An 18,080-nucleotide genomic window follows, 5' to 3' on the forward strand; every position below is an offset into this window, starting at 1 on the left:
ATGGAAATCGCATTCATCGGGCTCGGCAACATGGGCGGCCCCATGGCCGCCAACCTGCTCAAGGCCGGCCACACGTTGACGGTGTTCGACCTCGACGCGCACGCGGTCGACGCCGCGGTGCGCGCGGGCGCGACGGCGGCGGCCTCGCCGCGCGACGCGGCCGCGCGCGGGGCGGTCGTGATCACGATGCTGCCGGCCGCGCAGCACGTGCGCGCCGTCTACCTCGGCGACGACGGCGTGCTGGCCGGCGCGCGCGCCGGCGCGACGCTGATCGACTGCAGCACGATCGATCCCGGCACCGTGCGCGCGGTGGCCGAAGCCGCCGCGCAGCGCGACTTCCCGCTCGCCGACGCGCCCGTGTCGGGCGGCACCGGCGGCGCGCAGGCCGGCACGCTGACCTTCATGGTCGGCGCGGATGCCGCGCTGTTCGAGCGCATCCGCCCGGTGCTGCTCGACATGGGCAAGAACGTCGTGCATTGCGGCGCCACCGGCACCGGGCAGATCGCGAAAATCTGCAACAACCTGCTGCTCGGGATCTCGATGATGGGCGTGTCGGAAGCGATGGCGCTCGGCGCCGCGCTTGGCATCGATCCGGCCGTGCTGGCCGGCATCATCAACACGTCGACCGGCCGTTGCTGGAGTTCGGATACGTACAACCCGTATCCGGGCGTGAGCGACACGGCGCCGGCCGCGCGCGGTTATGCAGGCGGTTTCGCGGCGAACCTGATGCTGAAGGATCTCGGGCTCGCGACCGAAGCCGCACGCAGCGCGCATCAGCCGGTGTGGATGGGCGCGCTCGCGCAGCAGCTGTATCAGTCGATGAGCCAGCAGGGACTCGGCGCGCTCGACTTCTCCGCGTGCGTGAAGCTGTACGAGGCGCAGCCCGCGTAACCCGCGCAGCCGACGCCGGACGTGCGCCGACCCGCGATGCGCTTGCGACGCATCGCGGGTCGTTTTGCATGCGGGGGACGGAGAATGCAGGGGGCGGCGGCGCGACAACGCCGCCGGGTGTTCAACCGCGCGGGTTCGACGCCGTCTCGAAGGTCGGATGGCACTCGAACGCGAGTTCGGAGCGCGCGTCGACACGGCGGCCGCCGGTCAGCGATTCCTGCTTCATGCTCGCGCGCATGCCGCGCTGCGTGCAGAAGTTGTTGGCTTCGTTGAAAGCCTTCTCATGGGCGTCGGCCCACGTCGTCGATACGCCGACCGTGCGCGTCGTCACGGTAAATACGTTCGGGTTCGACGTCGCGGTCACGTCGGAAGCGGTCGAACACGCGGCGAGCAAGCATGCGGCAGCCGCGACGGTCAACCATCGCAGGGTTCGAAAAGGGTCTGGAATGGACATGGGAACAGGCGCACGCCGGGTTGGCGTGCATTGAGCAACATAGGCGCCAGTATGCCTGCTCGATCGCCGGAGATCATGCCCTTTTCAGTGAACACATTGTTTCGAATGGTTAAACGATCGCTGGCGCAGGCAAGATTTACAGCCGGCGCTGCCCGCGTTTTCACGCGACGGGTAGTTTTGTCCTGCCGGCGCATCGCTCAATGCGCGCGTTCCTGCCGGATCCTCGCCGACGCTTGCGCCAGATCCCGCCACGCCGGCTGCGCCGGCGCGTAGCGCGCGCGAATGTATGCAGCGAGTTCGGCCATCTGCCGGTCGTCGAACGCGTCGCCGAAACCCGGCATGTAACCGAGCTGGTCGGTGGCCGGCTGGTCGATCCCGTGATGCAGCACGCGCAGCAGGTTGTCCGGCGCGGCCTGGCTGACGCTCGTATTGAGCCCCATCAGCGGGCGCACGCCGAAATGCCCGACTCCGCCCGATTCCGCGTGACAGACCGCGCACGCCGCGTCGAACGCGCGGCGGCCGTTCTCGAGGCCGAGCGTCGCGACGGCTTCCGCGCCGCGCGCCTGCCGGCTGGCCGCGTCGGCGGCAACCGCGGCGTCGACGGGCGGCGACAGCGACGCGAGATAGTGCGCGATCGCCTGCACGTCCGACTCGGGCAGCGACGCGAGCCCCGCGACGACGGGCGCCATCGGCCCGGCCGCGACCCCATGCTGCGCGGAGAAACCTGTGCGCAGGTAGTCGAACAGCGCGCCTTCGGTCCACGGCACGGGCGCGGCCGGCGACGCGACGAGCGGCGGCGCGACCCATCCCTCGGCCTCGCCGCCCGACAGGTACGCAAAACCGCCCTTCTCCGCGCCCAGCGCGTTGCGCGGCGTGTGGCACGCGCCGCAGTGACCGGCGCCGTCGACCAGGTACTTGCCGCGATTCCACAGCGCGGAGCGCGCCGGGTCCGGTGCGAACGGCCGCGCGTCGTGAAACAGCCAGTTCCAGCCCGCGACGAGGCGCCGCTGATCGAGCGGAAACGGCAGCTTCGTCTTCGGCGGCACGTGCTTCACCGGCGGCTGCGACATCAGGTACGCATAGAGCGCGAGCAGGTCGGGCTCGCTCAGCTTCGCGAACGCCGTATAGGGGAACGCCGGGTACAGGTGCGTGCCGTCGCGCGAGATGCCTTCGCGCATCGCGCGCGCGAACGCCGGATACGACCAGGTGCCGATGCCGGTTTCCGGATCGGGTGTGAGGTTGGTCGTATGGATCGTGCCGAACGGCGTATCGAGCGCGAGCCCGCCCGCGTTGGTCGCGCCGCCGGGCGCGGTGTGGCACACCGCGCAATCGCCGGCGAGTGCGACCTGGCGGCCGCGTTCGAGCGTCGCCGCGCTCCACATCGCGCCGTCCGAGCCGCCGGGGGCGACGGGCGCGATCGGCGCGGGCCCCGGCAGGATCGCGCATGCGAGCCCGATCAGTCCGCCGACCACGCCGCCCGCACCGCCGCCGGCCAGCCAGCGGCGCCAGCGCGATGCGCGGCGCGGCGCGTTGCGCGGCCCGTCGCCGGAATCGGCCGGCACCGGTTGCGCGAGCGCCGCGCGAATCCGCCCGGCATCAAACGGCGGTGCGCGAAACCGCACGCCCGTCGCGTCGTACAGCGCATTCGCGATCGCCGCCGCGGCCGGTGCGGCCGCCTGCTCGATCCGGCGCGCGTCGTACGCGGACAGATCGCCGTGCGCGCGATGCGCCGCGTCGTCGAACGCCACCAGCTCGTGCGCGATCGCGTCCGGCTGCGCACCCGGACCGGTTTCGTCATGCGCGGGCCGCGCGGACAATCGCGTACCCATCACGCGCGAAATCGCCGCCTCGATCTGCCATGCGGGCAAACCGGCCAGCGATGCGTCGCCCGGTTCGCCAGCACCCTGCCCGGCCACGACGCGCCGTACCGCGACGTCGCCCGTCGCGCGGTCGACATCGAGATCGACGACCCACGCGGACCAGCGCGCCTCTGCGTCATGCGAGGCAGCTGCAGCGGTTGCGGCCGAAGGTTCGTCACCGCGCGGCGCGGCAGGCACGCCGGCGCCATCGAATGCGAAGCCGCGGCCGCTGACCCGCGCATGGGCAGTCGCATCCGCCGCGATCGGCGCACCCCATGCGGCGCGCTCGCTGACCATCCGGATAATCTCGCGCGGCCCCGCATCCCGCGATGCATCGAGATGCTGCAGACGCAATGCGACCGGGTCGCGCCGCAGCGTGTCCGCGAGTTCGTCGACGAAGGATTCGCGCGCGAACACGTGTGCGTGCCCCGGAATCGCGCCGCTGGTATCGGCCAGCTCGATCGACGTCTGTGCATGCCGGTAGACGAACGGCGCTGCCGGGCCGGGCTCCCCGCCGTCGTTCGTCGAAGCGTGCGGCACACGACCATCGTCCGTTACCGTGCCCGTGCCGGCCGCCTGCGCGCGATAGCGCCAGGTCGTCATCCGCCCGTCGGGCGCGGTGTGCGTTTCGACATCGAGCGACGCCTGCGCGCGTGTTTCGCCGATCGGCCATTCGTAGCGCGCGTGGTGCGTGCTCGATGCGGCGGCGGCTTCATCGCGCGGCTCGTGCGCCATCACACGCTGCGGCTGCACGGGCAGGCTCACGTCATGCTTCATGGCCATCCCGCAGATAACGCGCGGCGCGATGCACGGCCCGGAGGATCTCAAGGTGCGTGCCGCAGCGGCAAAGATTGAAGCGCAGCGCGTCGCGGATCGCCGCATCGTCCGGCGCGGGATGGCGGTCGAGCAGCGCCTTCGTGCTCATGATCATCCCGTTCAGGCAATAACCGCATTGCGCGGCCTGCTCGTCGATGAACGCGCGCTGGATCGGATGCGGCGCGTCGCGCGACCCGAGCCCTTCCAGCGTCGTGACCTCGCGCCCGCGCGCGGCGGCGGCCGGCACGACGCACGAGCGCGTCGCCTGTCCGTCGACGAGCACCGTGCACGCACCGCACTGCCCGAGCCCGCAGCCGTATTTCGGGCCGTTGAGCGCGCAGTCGTTGCGCAGGACCAGCAGCAGCGGCGCGTCGGGCGCGGCATCGTCGAAGGTGTGCGGCGTGCCGTTCACGCGGAACGCCAGCGGCCGCGACGGAGAAGCGGGATGGGACATGAATGGATCCGGAATGCGGAGCGCGGGCCGACGGTCGGCCGGCGGCGGGCACTGTCGCCGGCTGGCACCGCCGGCGCGCGCCTGACATATAACACGCCGAAAAACGCGCGGTATCGGCGCATCGATCGCGCGCCGGCGGCGACACGGCCGGCGCGGGAACCGCGTGCGCGTCAGGCCGCGGCCGCCACGCCGCTGCGCGACGGCGCCACGAGCGGCACGTCGAACACGTCGTAGCCGAACACCCACGACGGATCCTCGTTGGTGCGCAGCCACGTGTTGTTGTGCGACACGAGCTGCACCTTCGACGCACGCGCCGCGCGATTCGCCTCATACAGCGCGAACGCGCCCGCGTAATCGCTGGCACCGACCTCGTCGAGACAGCGCGCGAGCATCGCGGCATCCTCGATCGCCATCGCCGCGCCCTGCGCCATATGCGGTTTCATCGGATGGCACGCGTCGCCGAGCAGCACCAGGCGGCCACGGCTCCACAACGGCAGCGGGTCGCGCTCCAGCAGCGGCCACTTGGTGATCGACGGCGACACGTCGATCAGGTGCTGGATATCGGCATGGAACCCCGCGAACGCTTCGCGCATTTCGTCGCGGCTGCTGTCGACCATCGACACACCTTCGGGCCATTCGGCCTGCGGCACGCCGGTCACGTAGTAATACTCGTCGCGCTTCTCGGTCACGTAATAGACCATCATGTGGCGATCCTCCGACCACCACTTCACGCACATGTCGTACGGCTTGTTGCCGAGCAGCGACGCCGGAAACACCGCGCGGTGCGCGACATAACCCGTGTAGCGCGGCGGCTCCGCGCCGAGCAGGTGCTCGCGGATCCGCGAATTCACGCCGTCCGCGCCGATCACGATGTCGGCCGTGTCGACGCTGCCGTCGGCAAACGTCAGGCGCACCGCGTCGCCGGTGTCCTCCACCGCCGCGAGCCGCTTGCCGAAGCGGATCGTGCCGGGCGTCACCGCCTGCGTCATCAATGCATGGAAATCGCCGCGATGCACGGTCAGGTAGCTCGCGCCGTAGGTCTTGCGCGCGTAGTCGCCGAGCGGAATCTGCGCGAGCACGTCGGCGCTCTGCCAGTCGCGGCTGTACCAGAAATCCGGGTGCGAACCCATCGTGTTCAACGCGTCCTCGCAGCCGATGCGCCGCATGATCTTCATCACGTTCGGGCCGAGGTGGATGCCCGCGCCGAGGCGCGAGAACGCCGGTGCCTGCTCGTACAGCGCGACATCGTAGCCGCTGCGCTGAAGCAGCGCCGCGGCGGCCGTGCCGCCGAGACCGGCGCCGATGATTGCGATACGGGGTGTGCTCATGCGGATCTCCTGATCGTGGGCCCGTCGCCGGACGCGGCGCGAGGACGGGCGGATTGAATGGCGTTTATGTAGCGTACACACTCAATTTATTCAGGACAAGCGGATTGTTGAGCGCTTCAGCCGCATTCGGGAAAACACCGATATTTCGTTGATTAACCGCGTACACAAACGATCACACCGCGCAGAACGTCATTTTAATGCATTGCCATTTTCAAATGTACACACTAGACTTTGCTCGAAATCCGGCGATCTCGCGTCAGCGTGCCGCCTCACCCTTACCGACACGGAGCCTCCCGTCATGAGCAAGACCTACCGCATCGGCCAGATCGTGCCGAGTTCCAACACGACGATGGAAACCGAGATTCCCGCGATGCTGCGGTTGCGCGAAACGATCCGCCCCGAGCGCTTCACGTATCACTCGAGCCGGATGCGGATGAAGAAGGTGGTCAAGGAAGAACTCGCGGCGATGGATGCCGAATCCGACCGCTGCGCGGTGGAGCTGAGCGACGCGCGTGTCGACGTGCTCGGCTACGCCTGCCTCGTCGCGATCATGGCGATGGGACACGGCTACCACCGCGTGTCGCAGGCGCGCCTCACGAAGCACACGGCCGACAACGGCGCGCAGGCGCCCGTGCTGACGAGCGCGGGTGCGCTCGTCGACGCGCTGAAGGTGATCGGCGCGAAGCGCATCGTCGTCGTCGCGCCGTACATGTTGCCGCTCACCGAACTCGTGGTCGACTACATCCGCAACGAAGGATTCGACGTGCTCGCCTACCGCGCGCTGGAGATTCCCGACAACCTCGACGTGGGCCGTCACGATCCGGCGCGCCTGCCCGACATCGTGAAGACGCTGCCGTACCAGGACGCCGACGCGATCGTGCTGTCCGCGTGCGTGCAGATGCCGTCGCTGCCGGCCGTCGCGAAGGTCGAGGCGATGACGGGCAAGCCGGTCATCACCGCCGCGATCGCGACCACCTACGCGATGCTGCGCGAACTCGACCTCGAGCCCGTCGTGCCCGGTGCCGGCGCGCTGCTGTCCGGCGCGTACTGAACGCGGCCCTTCCGACGGAGTCCACCCATGTCCTCGACTTTTCTCCACGGCGCGAACGTCCGCGCGAACGGCATCCGCCAGCACTACCTGCGCTACGGCGGCGCGACCGGCGCGCGCGCCGCGCGCCCCGCGATCGTGCTGATCCCCGGCATCACGAGCCCCGCGATCACGTGGGGCTTCGTCGGCGAAGTGTTCGGCGCGGTGTTCGACACCTACGTGCTCGACGTGCGCGGCCGCGGGCTGTCCGACGCGTCGCCGGCGCTCGACTACAGCCTCGATGCGCAAGCGGACGACATCGTGGCGCTGGTCGCCGCGCTCGGCCTGCCGCGCACGAGCCTCGTCGGCCATTCGATGGGCGCGCGGATCGCCGCGCGCGCGGCCCGGCGCGGCATCCGCGGGCTCGAATCGGTCGTGCTCGTCGATCCGCCCGTGTCGGGCCCGAACCGCCGCGACTATCCGGGCAAGCTGCCGTGGTACATCGACTCGATGGCGCTCGCGCGCGCCGGCACCGACGCCGAAGGCATGCGCGCGTTCTGCCCGACCTGGACCGATGCCGAACTGCAGTTGCGTGCCGAGTGGCTGCATACCTGCGACGAGCGCGCGGTGCGCGCGACGTACGAAGGGTTCCATACCGACGATTTCCACGCGGACGCCGCGCGCTTGACGGTGCCGTCGCTGCTGATCACAGCCGAACGCGGCGACGTGGTGCGCGACGACGACGTCGCGGAACTGCAGCGCGCGACGCCGTCGATGCGGCACGTGCGCGTGCCCGGCGCCGGCCACATGATCCCGTGGGACAACGCGCCGGGCTTCTACGCGGCGTTCGGCGACTTCCTCGGCGCGCCGCTCGCGGCCTGAGCCCGCGCTTCGCCCCCCCCTCTTTCCCTCACGCCTTTACCGGAGCCGACGATGCCAGTCAGCGACACCCAACTGATCGACGCGTGGAAGCAGGTACTCACGCTGTCGCGCCTCGAACCGGGCCAGACCGTCACGATCCTGACGAGCGCGGCCACCCATCCGCAGACGCTGTCGTGCGCGCTGATCGCGACGCAATCGATGGGCGCGATCGTCAACCGGCTCGACCTGCCGCCCGTCAACGGCGACAAGGCGTTCAGCCGCGACCCGCTCGCGTATCTCGGCACGACGCCGCTGACGGGCAACCGCGCGGCGATCGCCGCATTGCGCGAGAGCGACCTCGTGCTCGACCTGATGACGCTGCTGTTCTCGCCCGAACAGCACGACATCCTGAAGGCCGGCACGAAGATCCTGCTTGCGGTCGAGCCGCCCGAGGTGCTCGTGCGGATGGTGCCGACGCTGGCCGACCGCACGCGCGTGCTTGCCGCTGCAAAGAAAATCGCCGCCGCCCGCGAGATGCGCGTGACGTCCGCAGCCGGCACCGCGCTCACCTGCCCGCTCGGCGACTTCCCGCCGACGGCCGAGTACGGTTTCGTCGATGCGCCGGGCCGCTGGGATCACTGGCCGAGCGGCTTCGCGCTGACCTACCCGAACGACCGCACCGCGCGCGGCACGATCGTGATCGATCGTGGCGACATCCTGCTGCCGCAGAAACACTACGTGAGCGAGCCGATCGTGCTGACCGTCGAAGGCGGTTATGCGACGCGCATCGAAGGCGGCGTCGACGCCGACCTGCTGCGCGACTACATGGAAACGTTCGCCGACCCCGAAGGTTATGCGATCTCGCATATCGGCTGGGGGCTGCAGCCGCGCGCGCGCTGGTCGACGCTCGGGCTGTACGACCGCGAGGCGACGATCGGGATGGACGCGCGCGCGTTCGAGGGCAACTTCCTGTTCTCGCTCGGCCCGAACAACGAAGGCGGCGGCAACCGCACGACCACCTGCCACATCGACATCCCGCTGCGCCGCTGCACGGTCGAACTCGACGGCGAAACCGTCGTGCGCGACGGCCGCGTGACCGACCAACCCGCCTGACCGACGAGCCCCCGACACCATGACCGATCTTTCCCACCACGCCGAAGCGAACGTGTATCGCCAGCAGGGTTTCGGCACGCCGCTGCCGCCGCACGGCAACATCGGCCTCTTGATCGTCGATTTCGTGGTCGGCTTCGCCGATCCCGCGACGTTCGGCGGCGGCAACATCGCGCCGGCAATCGCACGCACGACCCGTGCGCTTGCGCTGGCGCGCGAACGCGGCTGGCCCGTCGCGCACAGCCGGATCGTCTACGCGGACGACGGCAGCGACGACAACGTGTTCTCGCTGAAGGTGCCCGGCATGGCGACGCTGACCGAGCACCACCCGAACAGCGCGATCGTGCCCGAACTCACGCCCTCGGCCGGCGAGCTCGTCGTGCGCAAGACCGTGCCGTCGGCGTTCTTCGGCACGCAACTCGCGCCGTGGCTCGCGCAGCGCGCGGTGCAGACGCTGCTGGTCGCCGGCGCGGTGACGAGCGGCTGCGTGCGCGCGAGCGTGGTCGACGCGATGTCGCACGGGTTCCGTCCGCTCGTGCTCGCCGACTGCGTCGGCGATCGTGCGATCGCGCCGCACGACGCGAACCTGTTCGACATGCAGCAGAAATACGCGGCCGTGATGCCGCTCGACGACGCGATCGCGGCAATCGATGCCATGCATGCCCGCGAACGCTGAGTCGCGACCGATCGCGGGCGGCGCCCGCGATTGACGCTGCGCTTTTGGCGACCTAAATTGGCCCGACGCGCGCCGCACGATCCTTCCCCGACGCAACCGGTCGCCAGCCGCGCCGCTCCCGACAGGACACCTCCCCCGTGAACCGCTCCGAACTGCTCGCGCGCACCGGCTGCCTGACCGTGATCCGGTCGCCCGCACCGCCCGTCAAGCCGGCGCCCGGCCAGCCGGGCAGCCTGTCGTCCTTTGTGCCGGCGCTGCCCGAAGTCTTCGTCGCGATTCTCGACGACGGCCGCATCCTCGCGCTCAACGGACACGTCGATCTCGGCACCGGCATCCGCACGTCGCTCGCGCAGATCGTCGCCGAGGAACTCGACGTGCCGGCCGCGCGCGTGACGATGGTGCTCGGCGACACGGCCGCGACCCCGAACCAGGGCCCGACCATCGCGAGCGCGACGATCCAGATTTCCGCGACGCCGCTGCGTTGCGCGGCCGCGCAGGCGCGTCACGCACTGCTCGCGCTCGCCGCCGAACGGTTCGGCGTCGACGCGGCGCAACTGAGCGTCGACAACGCAACGATTTCGGCGGCCGGGCAAACGGCGACGTTCGCCGCGCTCGTCGCCGCGCAGCGGATCGCGCTGACGCTGGACCTGACCATCCGCACGAAGGACCCCGCGCACTACCGGATCGTCGGCAAGTCGTCGCCGCGCGTCGACCTGCCCGCGAAAGCAACCGGCCAGCTCACGTTCGTGCACGACATGCGCGTGCCGGGCATGCTGCATGGCCGCGTCGTGCGGCCGCCGTATGCAGGCCACGACAGCGGCCCGTTCGTCGGCACCTCGCTCGTCGACGTCGATCGCGCATCGGTGGCCGACGTGGCGGGGCTGGTGGCGGTCGTCACGATCGGCGATTTCGTCGGCGTCGTCGCCGAGCGCGAGGAACACGCGATCCGCGCGGCGCGCCAGTTGCGCGCGACGTGGCGGCCGCATCCCGCGCTGCCGCCGCTCGACGCGCCGGCCGCCGCGATCGCCGCCGCGCCGGCAAAACGCCGCGTGCTGCTCGACGAAGGCGATGTGGACGCGGCACGCGCGCAGCCCGACACGATCACGCTGTCGCGCACCTATGCGTGGCCGTTCCAGATGCATGGCTCGATCGGTCCGTCGTGCGCGCTCGCCGATTACCGGGAACCGGGCGACGGCCGGATCACCGTGTGGTCAGGCACGCAGAATCCCGTCTCGCTGCGCTACGACCTCGCGACGCTCGTCGCGCGCGACGAAGCCGATTTCGATGTCGTGCGGATGGAAGCGGCCGGCTGTTATGGCCGCAACGGCGCCGACGACGTGTGCGGCGATGCACTGCTGCTGTCGCGCGCGGTCGGCCGCCCGGTGCGCGTGCAGCTGTCGCGCGCGGACGAGCATCTGTGGGAACCGAAAGGCGCGGGCCAACTGATGCAGGTGACCGGCACCGTCACGCGCGACGGCCGCCTGCTCGGCTACGACTTCACGACCCGCTATCCGTCGAACGACGCGCCGCTGCTCGCGGCGCTGCTGACCGGCGCGATCGCGCCCGAGCCGCGCGTGTTCGAGATGGGCGACCGCACGGCCGTGTCGCCGTACGCGAGCCCGCATCGCCGCTTCGTCTGCGAGGATCTCGCGCCGCTCGTCCGCGCGTCGTGGCTGCGTGGCGTGTCGGCGTTGCCGAACTCGTTCGCGCACGATGCGTTCGTCGACGAATGCGCGGCGCTGACGGGTATCGATCCGCTCGCGTTCCGGCTGCGTCACCTGCAGGACCCGCGCGCGACGGAACTGCTGCAGGCCGTGGCCGATCGCGCGGGCTGGACGCCCCGCCCGCCGCGCACGCAGCGCGAACGCGACGGCGCGCGACTCGTGCATGGACGCGGGGTCGCCTATGCGCGCTACGTGCACAGCCGCTTTCCCGGTTTCGGCGCCGCATGGTCGGCATGGATCGTCGACCTGAGCGTCGATCGCGTGTCGGGCGAGATACGCATCGAACGCGTGACGGTCGGCCAGGACACGGGCACGATGATCAACCCGGATGGCGTGCGCCACCAGATCCACGGCAACGTGATCCAGGTATTGAGCCGCACGCTGAAAGAGCGCGTGCGATTCGCGGACGGCAAGGTCGCGTCGCGCGAATGGGCCAGCTATCCGATCCTGACGTTCGCGGAAGTACCGGACATCGATGTGGTGCTGATGCCGAGGCAGGGCGAGCCGCCGCTCGGCGCGGGCGAATCGGCGTCGGTGCCGGGCCCGGCCGCTGTCGCGAACGCGCTGTTCGATGCCACCGGCGTGCGGTTCTACGCGCCGCCGTTCACGCCCGAGGCGGTCCGCGCCGCGCTGCGCGACGCCGGCCGGCTGATGCATGCCGACGAGGCCGGCGAGGCCGCCACCGCCGGCACGACGTAGGCGCGACTTGCGCCGCTACCGCATCACGCGTCGCCGTCCTCTTCCATCATCTTGCGCAGCAGGAACTGCAGCGCGACACGTTCGCCCGGATTGAGCGCGCCATAGGTGCGCTCCGTCACCTGTCGCGCGAACGGCACCGTGCGCTCGATCAGCGCGAGGCCGCTCGCGGTCGCGCGCACGAGCAGCTTGCGGCCGTCGTTCGGGTCGTGCAGCACCTCGATCAGCGCCCGCGCCTTCAGGCGCTCGACGACGCCGCGTATCGTCGCCTGATCGATCGCGGTCGCCTTGACGATGTCGTTCAGCGAGCACGCCTGCCTTTCCTTGACCGCGCACAGCGTCACGAACTGCGCGGCCGTGAGGTCCGAATCGGGGATCGCTTCCTGGAAGATCGAAACGTGCCGCTGATAGGCGCGGCGCAACAGGTGCCCGACCTGGTCGTGAAAGTCGTAGGAATCCTTGGAAGACGCCATGAAAGTGCAGGCCCGCGCCGCGTGTAAGGGAAAGACAAGGAGTGTACACCCTCAATTCCACGCAACCGGCCGCCGGGCAGCCGCTTCATTGCGGTGCATCAGGATTCGCGGTGCCCGTTACGCAGCATGCCTGACGATCGCCTGACAGGAGCGGATTGCGCCGGTGGCACCGCCGGGACGATCGGCCGCCCGCGTCCGAACCTGCTGCCGCACACGCGTTTGCGCGCTGCGGCAGGCTTTCACGCACACACTCCATTTTTAAGCGCATACGCACGAATATTGTGCATATTCAGGCGCGCTTCCAGATCATTCATACACATGTTTTAGATCGCCTAAAACCCCACTAAAAGCGCGGTTTTCTTCACACGAACGCTTGCCGACACGCGTCGATTTTCATGCCTGTGCGATTCCGTATTTTCTAGTGTGTACGCTATTTAATTGCCGTGATATACAGACTCCAGTGCGCAGCGGAACCTTCGCTCGCGTCGATCGGCCACCCATTCATCCGTCACATTCGAACAGGGGCAACCCCATGTCTACCGCACACCCGAGCGCCGCCGTTTCCCCCGACGACGCGCTGCACGGCAATCTTTATCGCAAGGTCACGCTGCGCCTGATCACCCTCTTCTGTTTGTGCTACTTCGCGGCCTATCTCGACCGCATCAACATCGGGCTCGCGAAACTCCAGATGCTCGACGCGCTGAAGTTCAGCGATACCGTGTACGGGCTCGGCGCCGGCCTGTTCTTCGGCGGTTACATCCTGTTCGAAGTCCCAAGCAACCTGGTGCTGCAGCGCGTCGGCGCGAAGCTGTGGATCGCGCGGATCATGATCACGTGGGGCCTGCTGTCGGGCGCGACGATGTTCGTGCACACGCCGATGCAGTTCTATATCGTGCGCTTCCTGCTCGGCGCCGCCGAAGCCGGCTTCCTGCCGGGCGTGCTGCTGTACCTGACGCAGTGGTACCCCGATGCGCGCCGCGCGCGGATCGTCGCGCTGTTCATGGTCGGCCTGCCGCTGTCGAGCATGATCGGCAGCCCGATCTCCGGCTGGATCATGCGCGCGTTCGACGGCGCGCACGGGCTCGGCGGCTGGCAATGGCTGTTCCTGCTCGAAGCGCTGCCGTCGGTACTGCTCGGTTTCGCCGTGTTGCGCTGGCTGCCCAACAACATCGAATCCGCGCAATGGCTGAACGCCGACGAAAAGCGGACGCTGCGCGCGAATCTCGACGCCGATCCGGCCGGCAACAAGAGCCACGCGCTCGGCAAGGCGTTCTCCGATCCGAAGGTGTGGGCGCTCGGCCTGATCGACCTGTGCGTGCTGCTCGGCCTGTATGCGGTGAGCTTCTGGCTGCCGACGATCCTGCGCGACACCGGCGTGAAGGACGCATATCACATCGGCTGGCTGATGGTGATCCCGAATGCCGCGGCCGTGCTCGCCACACTGTATTGCGGCGCGAGCTCCGATCGCGCACGCGAGCGCCGCTGGCATATCGTCGTGCCGTTCATGGTGTCGGCCGTCGCGCTGACGATCGCGGCGTCGTCGTCGCACGGCACGCTCGGGACGATACTGCTGTTCTCGCTGATCAACGCGGGCGCGGCGGCCGCGATGCCGGTGGTCTGGGCATTGCCGTCCACGTTCCTGAAGGGCTCGGCCGCGGCCGGCGGGATCGCGTTCGCGTGCTCGATCGCGAACCTCGGCGGGTTCGGCAGCACCTATTTCATCGGCTGGCTGCGCGATACGTTCCATTCGCAAAGCGCGGGGCTGGTTGGCTTCGCCGCGTGCATGCTGGTCGGCTGCGCACTCGCGCTCGCGTATCCGGCGAAGCTCGTGAACCGCTGACGGGTTGCGTCGCGTCGCCCACGCGCGACGCTGTCCCTTCTTTTGCGACCGCGCCTGTCGCGCGGTCCGTCCCACGCCCCCGCTTCGTACAGCGCACGCCGCCACGCCGGCGCGTGCGCTTTCCTGCTTTCATTCGTCGTCATCCGCCACGCAGGCACGCCGCCGCGCCATCCACGCATCCGGCCCCACCTCCGGCCGCATCCCATTCATTTTTCAAATGACGCCCAGCCGAATATTTAATTTCCCATCACCGAATCGGCCACCCATACTCGCGAACAAATCCGAGACATAACGTCCACGGCGGCCGGGCCGGCGCTGCGTTCATACGCTGCCGGTTTCGCGCCCCGCACATGGAAGGAGACAACGGCGTGCAACTGGAAGCCACCCACCGCCCCGGCATCGTGCTCGGCGCGGACGACGCATCGCATCGAACCGATACGGCCGCGCGCGACCCCGCGCTGAGCCCGCGGCTGCATAACCCCGATCTCGCGCCGACCAAGGCCGAAGGCCGGACCTGGGGCCGCTACAGCATCTTTGCGCTGTGGACCAACGACGTGCACAACATCGCGAACTACTCGTTCGCGATCGGGCTGTTCGCACTCGGCCTGTCCGGCTGGCAGATGCTCGCGTCGCTCGCGATCGGCGCGGTGCTCGTGTACTGCTTCATGAACCTCACCGGCTACATGGGCCAGAAGACCGGCGTGCCGTTCCCGGTGATCAGCCGGATGAGCTTCGGCATCTACGGCGCCCTGCTGCCCGCGATGATCCGCGCGGTGATCGCGATCGCATGGTTCGGTATCCAGACCTATCTCGCCTCCGTCGTGCTGCGCGTGCTGCTCACCGCCGTCTGGCCGGGCCTCGCCGCCTTCGACCAGAACGCGATCTTCGGGCTGTCCACGCTCGGCTGGATCACGTTCGTCGCAATCTGGCTCGTGCAGATCGGCATCCTCACGTACGGCATGGAAATGGTCCGCAAGTACGAGGGGCTGGCCGGCCCGGTGATCCTCGTCACGACGCTGTCGCTCGCCGCCTGGATGTTCAGCCGCACGGGCGGCCATCTCGCGATGTCGATCGGCAAGCCGCTGACCGGCCTGAAGATGTGGACCGAGATCTTCGCGGGCGGCTCGCTGTGGCTCGCGATCTACGGCACGCTGGTGCTCAACTTCTGCGATTTCGCGCGCTCGTCGCCGAGCGCGAAGACGGTGCGCGTCGGCAACTTCTGGGGCCTGCCGGTCAACATCATCGTGTTCGCGACGATCAGCTTCGTGCTCGCGGGCGCGCAGTTCAAGCTGAACGGCCAGATCATCCACAGTCCGACGGAGATCATCGCGACGGTGCCGAACAAGCTGTTCCTCGTGCTCGGCTGCCTCGCGTTCCTGATCGTGACGGTCGCCGTGAACATCATGGCGAACTTCGTCGCGCCGGCCTTCGTGCTGACGAGCCTCGCGCCGCACCGGCTGTCATTCCGCCGCGCGGGCCTGATCAGCGCGACGGTTGCGGTACTGATCATGCCGTGGAACCTGTACAACAGCCCGATCGTGATCGTCTACTTCCTGTCCGGCCTCGGCGCGCTGCTCGGCCCGCTGTACGGGATCATCACGGTCGACTACTGGCTCGTGCGCAAGCAGCGCGTGAACGTGCCCGATCTCTATACCGAAGCGCCCACCGGCACCTATTTCTACACACGCGGCGTGAACCGCAAGGCGCTCGCGGCCCTCGTGCCGTCCGCGCTGATCTCGATCACGCTCGCCGTCGTGCCGGCCTTCAGCGCGATGACGCCGTTCTCCTGGCTGCTCGGCGCGGCCATCGCGGGCAGCGTGTACTGGCTGCTGGCCGATCGCAAACGGCAATACGACGAGCGCTCGGGCGAACACATCGCGGTCGCCTGCGCGCAACACTGAACACACGCATACGGAGTCACCGATGAGGATCCTGGTAGTCAACGTCAACACCACCGAGTCGATCACCGACGCGATCGCCGCGCAGGCGCAGGCAGCCGCGTCGCCGGGCACGGAGATCGTCGGGCTGACGCCGCGCTTCGGCGCGGAGTCGGTCGAAGGCAACTTCGAGAGCTACCTCGCGGCGATCGCCGTGATGGATCGCGTGTTGAGCTACGACGAGCCGTACGACGCGGTGATCCAGGCCGGCTACGGCGAACACGGCCGCGAAGGCCTGCAGGAACTGCTGACGGTGCCCGTCGTCGACATCACCGAAGCGGCCGCGAGCGTCGCGATGCTGCTCGGCCATCGCTACTCGGTCGTCACGACGCTCGACCGCACGGTGCCGCTGATCGAGGATCGCCTGAAACTCGCCGGGCTCGACGCGCGCTGCGCGTCGGTGCGCGCAAGCGGCCTCGCGGTGCTCGAACTCGAAGAGAACCCGGCCCGCGCGATCGAGTCGATCGTCGGCCAGGCGCAGCGCGCGGTGAAGGACGATCACGCGGAAGTGATCTGCCTCGGCTGCGGCGGGATGGCCGGCCTCGACCGGCAGATCGAGGAGTGTACGGGCGTGCCGGTCGTCGACGGCGTGTCGGCCGCGGTCGCGCTCGCCGAGTCGCTGGTGCGCCTGAAGCTGAAGACGTCGAAGGTCCGCACCTACGCGCCGCCGCGCCCGAAGCGGATCGTCGGCTGGCCAGGCGTCTTCGCAAAATGACGGGCCGCCGGCCGGCTGTCGCGTCGCGCGCGGGCACTGCGTCGCCGGGAGGCATATCGGCATGCGGGACCCGCTAGACCTGAACGCGCTGCCCCGCGACACGTCCGACACCGCGGGCGTGCTCGACGTGCTGGATGCGCGGCTGATGCGCATCCTGCTCGTGCTGCTGACCGAACGCACCGTGTCGCGTGCGGCCGTGCGCCTGAACATGTCGCAGCCGGCGACCAGTGCCGCGCTCAAGCGCCTGCGCACGCTGCTCGGCGACCCGCTGCTCGTGCGCAGCCGCTACGGAATGGTGCCGACCGAGTTCGGCTCGCGGCTGATCGAACCGTTGCGCAACGCGCTGCGCGTGATCGACTTCATCCGCATCCAGCAGCCGAGGTTCGACGCGCGCACGTCGGTGCGCACCTACCGGATCGGCTGCCCCGACTACCTGAACGTGCTGTTCGTGCCGAAGCTCGTCGCGCTGTTCCGCGAGCGCGCACCGAACGCGCAGCTCGTGTTCCATCCGCTCGGCGACGGCTTCGACGACGAGCGCGCGCTCGCCGACGGCGAGCTCGACGTCGTGATCGACAATCGCCCGGCGCGTTCGTCGCGGTTCCGGCAGGACGACCTGTTCGACGATCGCGTCGTATGCCTGATGCGCGCGACGCACCCGCTCGCGCGACGCGGCGCGATGACGGCCGGCGATTTCGCGGATGCGCCGCAGCTGTGCCCGACGCCGTCGTGGCTCGAAGCGTCCGGCGCGATCGACCGGCAGCTCGAACGCGTCGGCCTGCTGCGGCGAATCGTCGTCACGCTGCCGCACTTCGAACTCGCCGCGCATGCGCTGGTGCGCTCCGACCTGATCCTGACCACCACGTACCGGCTCGCACGGCACTACGCGAAGCTGCTGCCGCTCGCCGCGATCGCGCTGCCGGTCGAGCCGCCGGACATCGTGTACCGGATGACGTGGAACGAATCGGGATCGTGCACCGACGGCGTGCGCTGGCTGCGCGGGCTGATCGCGGAAGCGACGCGCGGCTGGCTCGACGCCGAGGCCGCGCTGCCGGCGGTTGCTGCGGTTGTAGCCGCAACCGTCCCGGCGACGCCCGCGCCCGACCCGCTGCGCGTGCCGCGGGCACGCAAGGCAACGCACTGCCGCGCGTCGCGCCGGCCGCTCGTCGCCCGCGTCGCGCGTCATCTGCGCCACACGACGAAATCGCACTAAGCCACGGGC

General features: G+C 69.2%; 15 protein-coding genes. 10 read left to right on the forward strand and 5 right to left on the reverse strand.

Features of this window, described 5'->3' with window-relative positions:
* On the forward strand, positions 1-891 hold the full coding sequence (gene mmsB, locus H3H55_RS26580; protein ID WP_193100874.1) for a 3-hydroxyisobutyrate dehydrogenase: 891 nt from the start codon (positions 1-3) through the stop codon (positions 889-891).
* A 121-nt stretch (positions 892-1,012) separates the two neighbouring features.
* Here the strand turns inward: mmsB and H3H55_RS26585 are convergent, their stop codons facing one another.
* From H3H55_RS26585 to H3H55_RS26600, 4 genes are all read right to left on the reverse strand, one after another.
* Positions 1,013-1,345: a hypothetical protein gene (locus tag H3H55_RS26585; protein WP_129517026.1), complete on the reverse strand. Its 333-nt coding sequence runs from the start codon at positions 1,343-1,345 to the stop codon at positions 1,013-1,015.
* A gap of 197 nt (positions 1,346-1,542) precedes the next feature.
* A complete protein-coding gene (locus H3H55_RS26590) occupies positions 1,543-3,981 on the reverse strand; it encodes a c-type cytochrome (protein ID WP_193100875.1) in 2,439 nt (812 codons plus the stop codon).
* Entirely contained in the window at positions 3,971-4,474 is a 504-nt protein-coding gene (locus H3H55_RS26595; protein ID WP_193100876.1) for a (2Fe-2S)-binding protein, read from the reverse strand. The genes H3H55_RS26590 and H3H55_RS26595 overlap by 11 nt, the downstream gene beginning before the upstream one ends.
* Before the next feature lie 170 nt (positions 4,475-4,644).
* Positions 4,645-5,802 (reverse strand): FAD-dependent monooxygenase, encoded by a 1,158-nt coding sequence (locus H3H55_RS26600; protein ID WP_129517022.1) that lies wholly within the window; start codon positions 5,800-5,802, stop codon positions 4,645-4,647.
* 298 nt (positions 5,803-6,100) lie between these two features.
* On the opposite strand from H3H55_RS26600, the gene H3H55_RS26605 reads away from it, so the two are divergent.
* From H3H55_RS26605 to H3H55_RS26625, 5 genes are all read left to right on the forward strand, one after another.
* On the forward strand, positions 6,101-6,853 hold the full coding sequence (locus H3H55_RS26605) for an Asp/Glu racemase (protein WP_048246304.1): 753 nt from the start codon (positions 6,101-6,103) through the stop codon (positions 6,851-6,853).
* Between the two features lie 27 nt (positions 6,854-6,880).
* A complete protein-coding gene (locus tag H3H55_RS26610) occupies positions 6,881-7,711 on the forward strand; it encodes an alpha/beta fold hydrolase (RefSeq protein ID WP_193100877.1) in 831 nt (276 codons plus the stop codon).
* 51 nt (positions 7,712-7,762) lie between these two features.
* Positions 7,763-8,803, forward strand: a complete 1,041-nt coding sequence (locus H3H55_RS26615; RefSeq protein WP_193100878.1) for a 2,5-dihydroxypyridine 5,6-dioxygenase — start codon at positions 7,763-7,765, stop codon at positions 8,801-8,803.
* Positions 8,804-8,822: 19 nt separating this feature from the next.
* Complete coding sequence (locus H3H55_RS26620; protein WP_193100879.1) at positions 8,823-9,476, forward strand: isochorismatase family protein; 654 nt, start codon at positions 8,823-8,825, stop codon at positions 9,474-9,476.
* A 137-nt stretch (positions 9,477-9,613) separates the two neighbouring features.
* On the forward strand, positions 9,614-11,899 hold the full coding sequence (locus H3H55_RS26625) for a xanthine dehydrogenase family protein molybdopterin-binding subunit (protein ID WP_193100880.1): 2,286 nt from the start codon (positions 9,614-9,616) through the stop codon (positions 11,897-11,899).
* Between the two features lie 23 nt (positions 11,900-11,922).
* On the opposite strand, the gene H3H55_RS26630 is transcribed toward H3H55_RS26625, so the two are convergent.
* On the reverse strand, positions 11,923-12,369 hold the full coding sequence (locus tag H3H55_RS26630) for a MarR family winged helix-turn-helix transcriptional regulator (protein WP_129517017.1): 447 nt from the start codon (positions 12,367-12,369) through the stop codon (positions 11,923-11,925).
* A 532-nt stretch (positions 12,370-12,901) separates the two neighbouring features.
* Between H3H55_RS26630 and H3H55_RS26635 the strand changes: the two genes are divergently transcribed.
* The 4 genes from H3H55_RS26635 (at position 12,902) to H3H55_RS26650 (ending at position 18,071) form a co-directional block, all read left to right on the forward strand.
* Positions 12,902-14,209 (forward strand): MFS transporter, encoded by a 1,308-nt coding sequence (locus tag H3H55_RS26635; RefSeq protein WP_193100881.1) that lies wholly within the window; start codon positions 12,902-12,904, stop codon positions 14,207-14,209.
* 350 nt (positions 14,210-14,559) lie between these two features.
* Complete coding sequence (locus H3H55_RS26640) at positions 14,560-16,110, forward strand: NCS1 family nucleobase:cation symporter-1 (RefSeq protein WP_193100882.1); 1,551 nt, start codon at positions 14,560-14,562, stop codon at positions 16,108-16,110.
* A gap of 22 nt (positions 16,111-16,132) precedes the next feature.
* Complete coding sequence (locus H3H55_RS26645; RefSeq protein ID WP_193100883.1) at positions 16,133-16,861, forward strand: aspartate/glutamate racemase family protein; 729 nt, start codon at positions 16,133-16,135, stop codon at positions 16,859-16,861.
* Positions 16,862-16,922: 61 nt separating this feature from the next.
* Positions 16,923-18,071: a LysR family transcriptional regulator gene (locus tag H3H55_RS26650; RefSeq protein WP_193100884.1), complete on the forward strand. Its 1,149-nt coding sequence runs from the start codon at positions 16,923-16,925 to the stop codon at positions 18,069-18,071.
* The last annotated feature ends 9 nt before the right edge of the window (positions 18,072-18,080 follow it).

It is taken from the genome of Burkholderia sp. Z1 (genome assembly GCF_014893795.1).
Classification (GTDB): Bacteria; Pseudomonadota; Gammaproteobacteria; order Burkholderiales; family Burkholderiaceae; genus Burkholderia; species Burkholderia theae.

Bases quoted from the DNA above. Each gene is read 5' to 3' on its own strand.
- mmsB (WP_193100874.1), top strand. From the start codon at position 1: ATGGAAATCGCATTCATCGGGCTCGGCAACATGGGCGGCCCCATGGCC.
- H3H55_RS26585 (WP_129517026.1), bottom strand. From the start codon at position 1,345: ATGTCCATTCCAGACCCTTTTCGAACCCTGCGATGGTTGACCGTCGCG.
- H3H55_RS26590 (WP_193100875.1), bottom strand. From the start codon at position 3,981: ATGAAGCATGACGTGAGCCTGCCCGTGCAGCCGCAGCGTGTGATGGCG.
- H3H55_RS26595 (WP_193100876.1), bottom strand. From the start codon at position 4,474: ATGTCCCATCCCGCTTCTCCGTCGCGGCCGCTGGCGTTCCGCGTGAAC.
- H3H55_RS26600 (WP_129517022.1), bottom strand. From the start codon at position 5,802: ATGAGCACACCCCGTATCGCAATCATCGGCGCCGGTCTCGGCGGCACG.
- H3H55_RS26605 (WP_048246304.1), top strand. From the start codon at position 6,101: ATGAGCAAGACCTACCGCATCGGCCAGATCGTGCCGAGTTCCAACACG.
- H3H55_RS26610 (WP_193100877.1), top strand. From the start codon at position 6,881: ATGTCCTCGACTTTTCTCCACGGCGCGAACGTCCGCGCGAACGGCATC.
- H3H55_RS26615 (WP_193100878.1), top strand. From the start codon at position 7,763: ATGCCAGTCAGCGACACCCAACTGATCGACGCGTGGAAGCAGGTACTC.
- H3H55_RS26620 (WP_193100879.1), top strand. From the start codon at position 8,823: ATGACCGATCTTTCCCACCACGCCGAAGCGAACGTGTATCGCCAGCAG.
- H3H55_RS26630 (WP_129517017.1), bottom strand. From the start codon at position 12,369: ATGGCGTCTTCCAAGGATTCCTACGACTTTCACGACCAGGTCGGGCAC.
- H3H55_RS26635 (WP_193100881.1), top strand. From the start codon at position 12,902: ATGTCTACCGCACACCCGAGCGCCGCCGTTTCCCCCGACGACGCGCTG.
- H3H55_RS26640 (WP_193100882.1), top strand. From the start codon at position 14,560: ATGGAAGGAGACAACGGCGTGCAACTGGAAGCCACCCACCGCCCCGGC.
- H3H55_RS26645 (WP_193100883.1), top strand. From the start codon at position 16,133: ATGAGGATCCTGGTAGTCAACGTCAACACCACCGAGTCGATCACCGAC.
- H3H55_RS26650 (WP_193100884.1), top strand. From the start codon at position 16,923: ATGCGGGACCCGCTAGACCTGAACGCGCTGCCCCGCGACACGTCCGAC.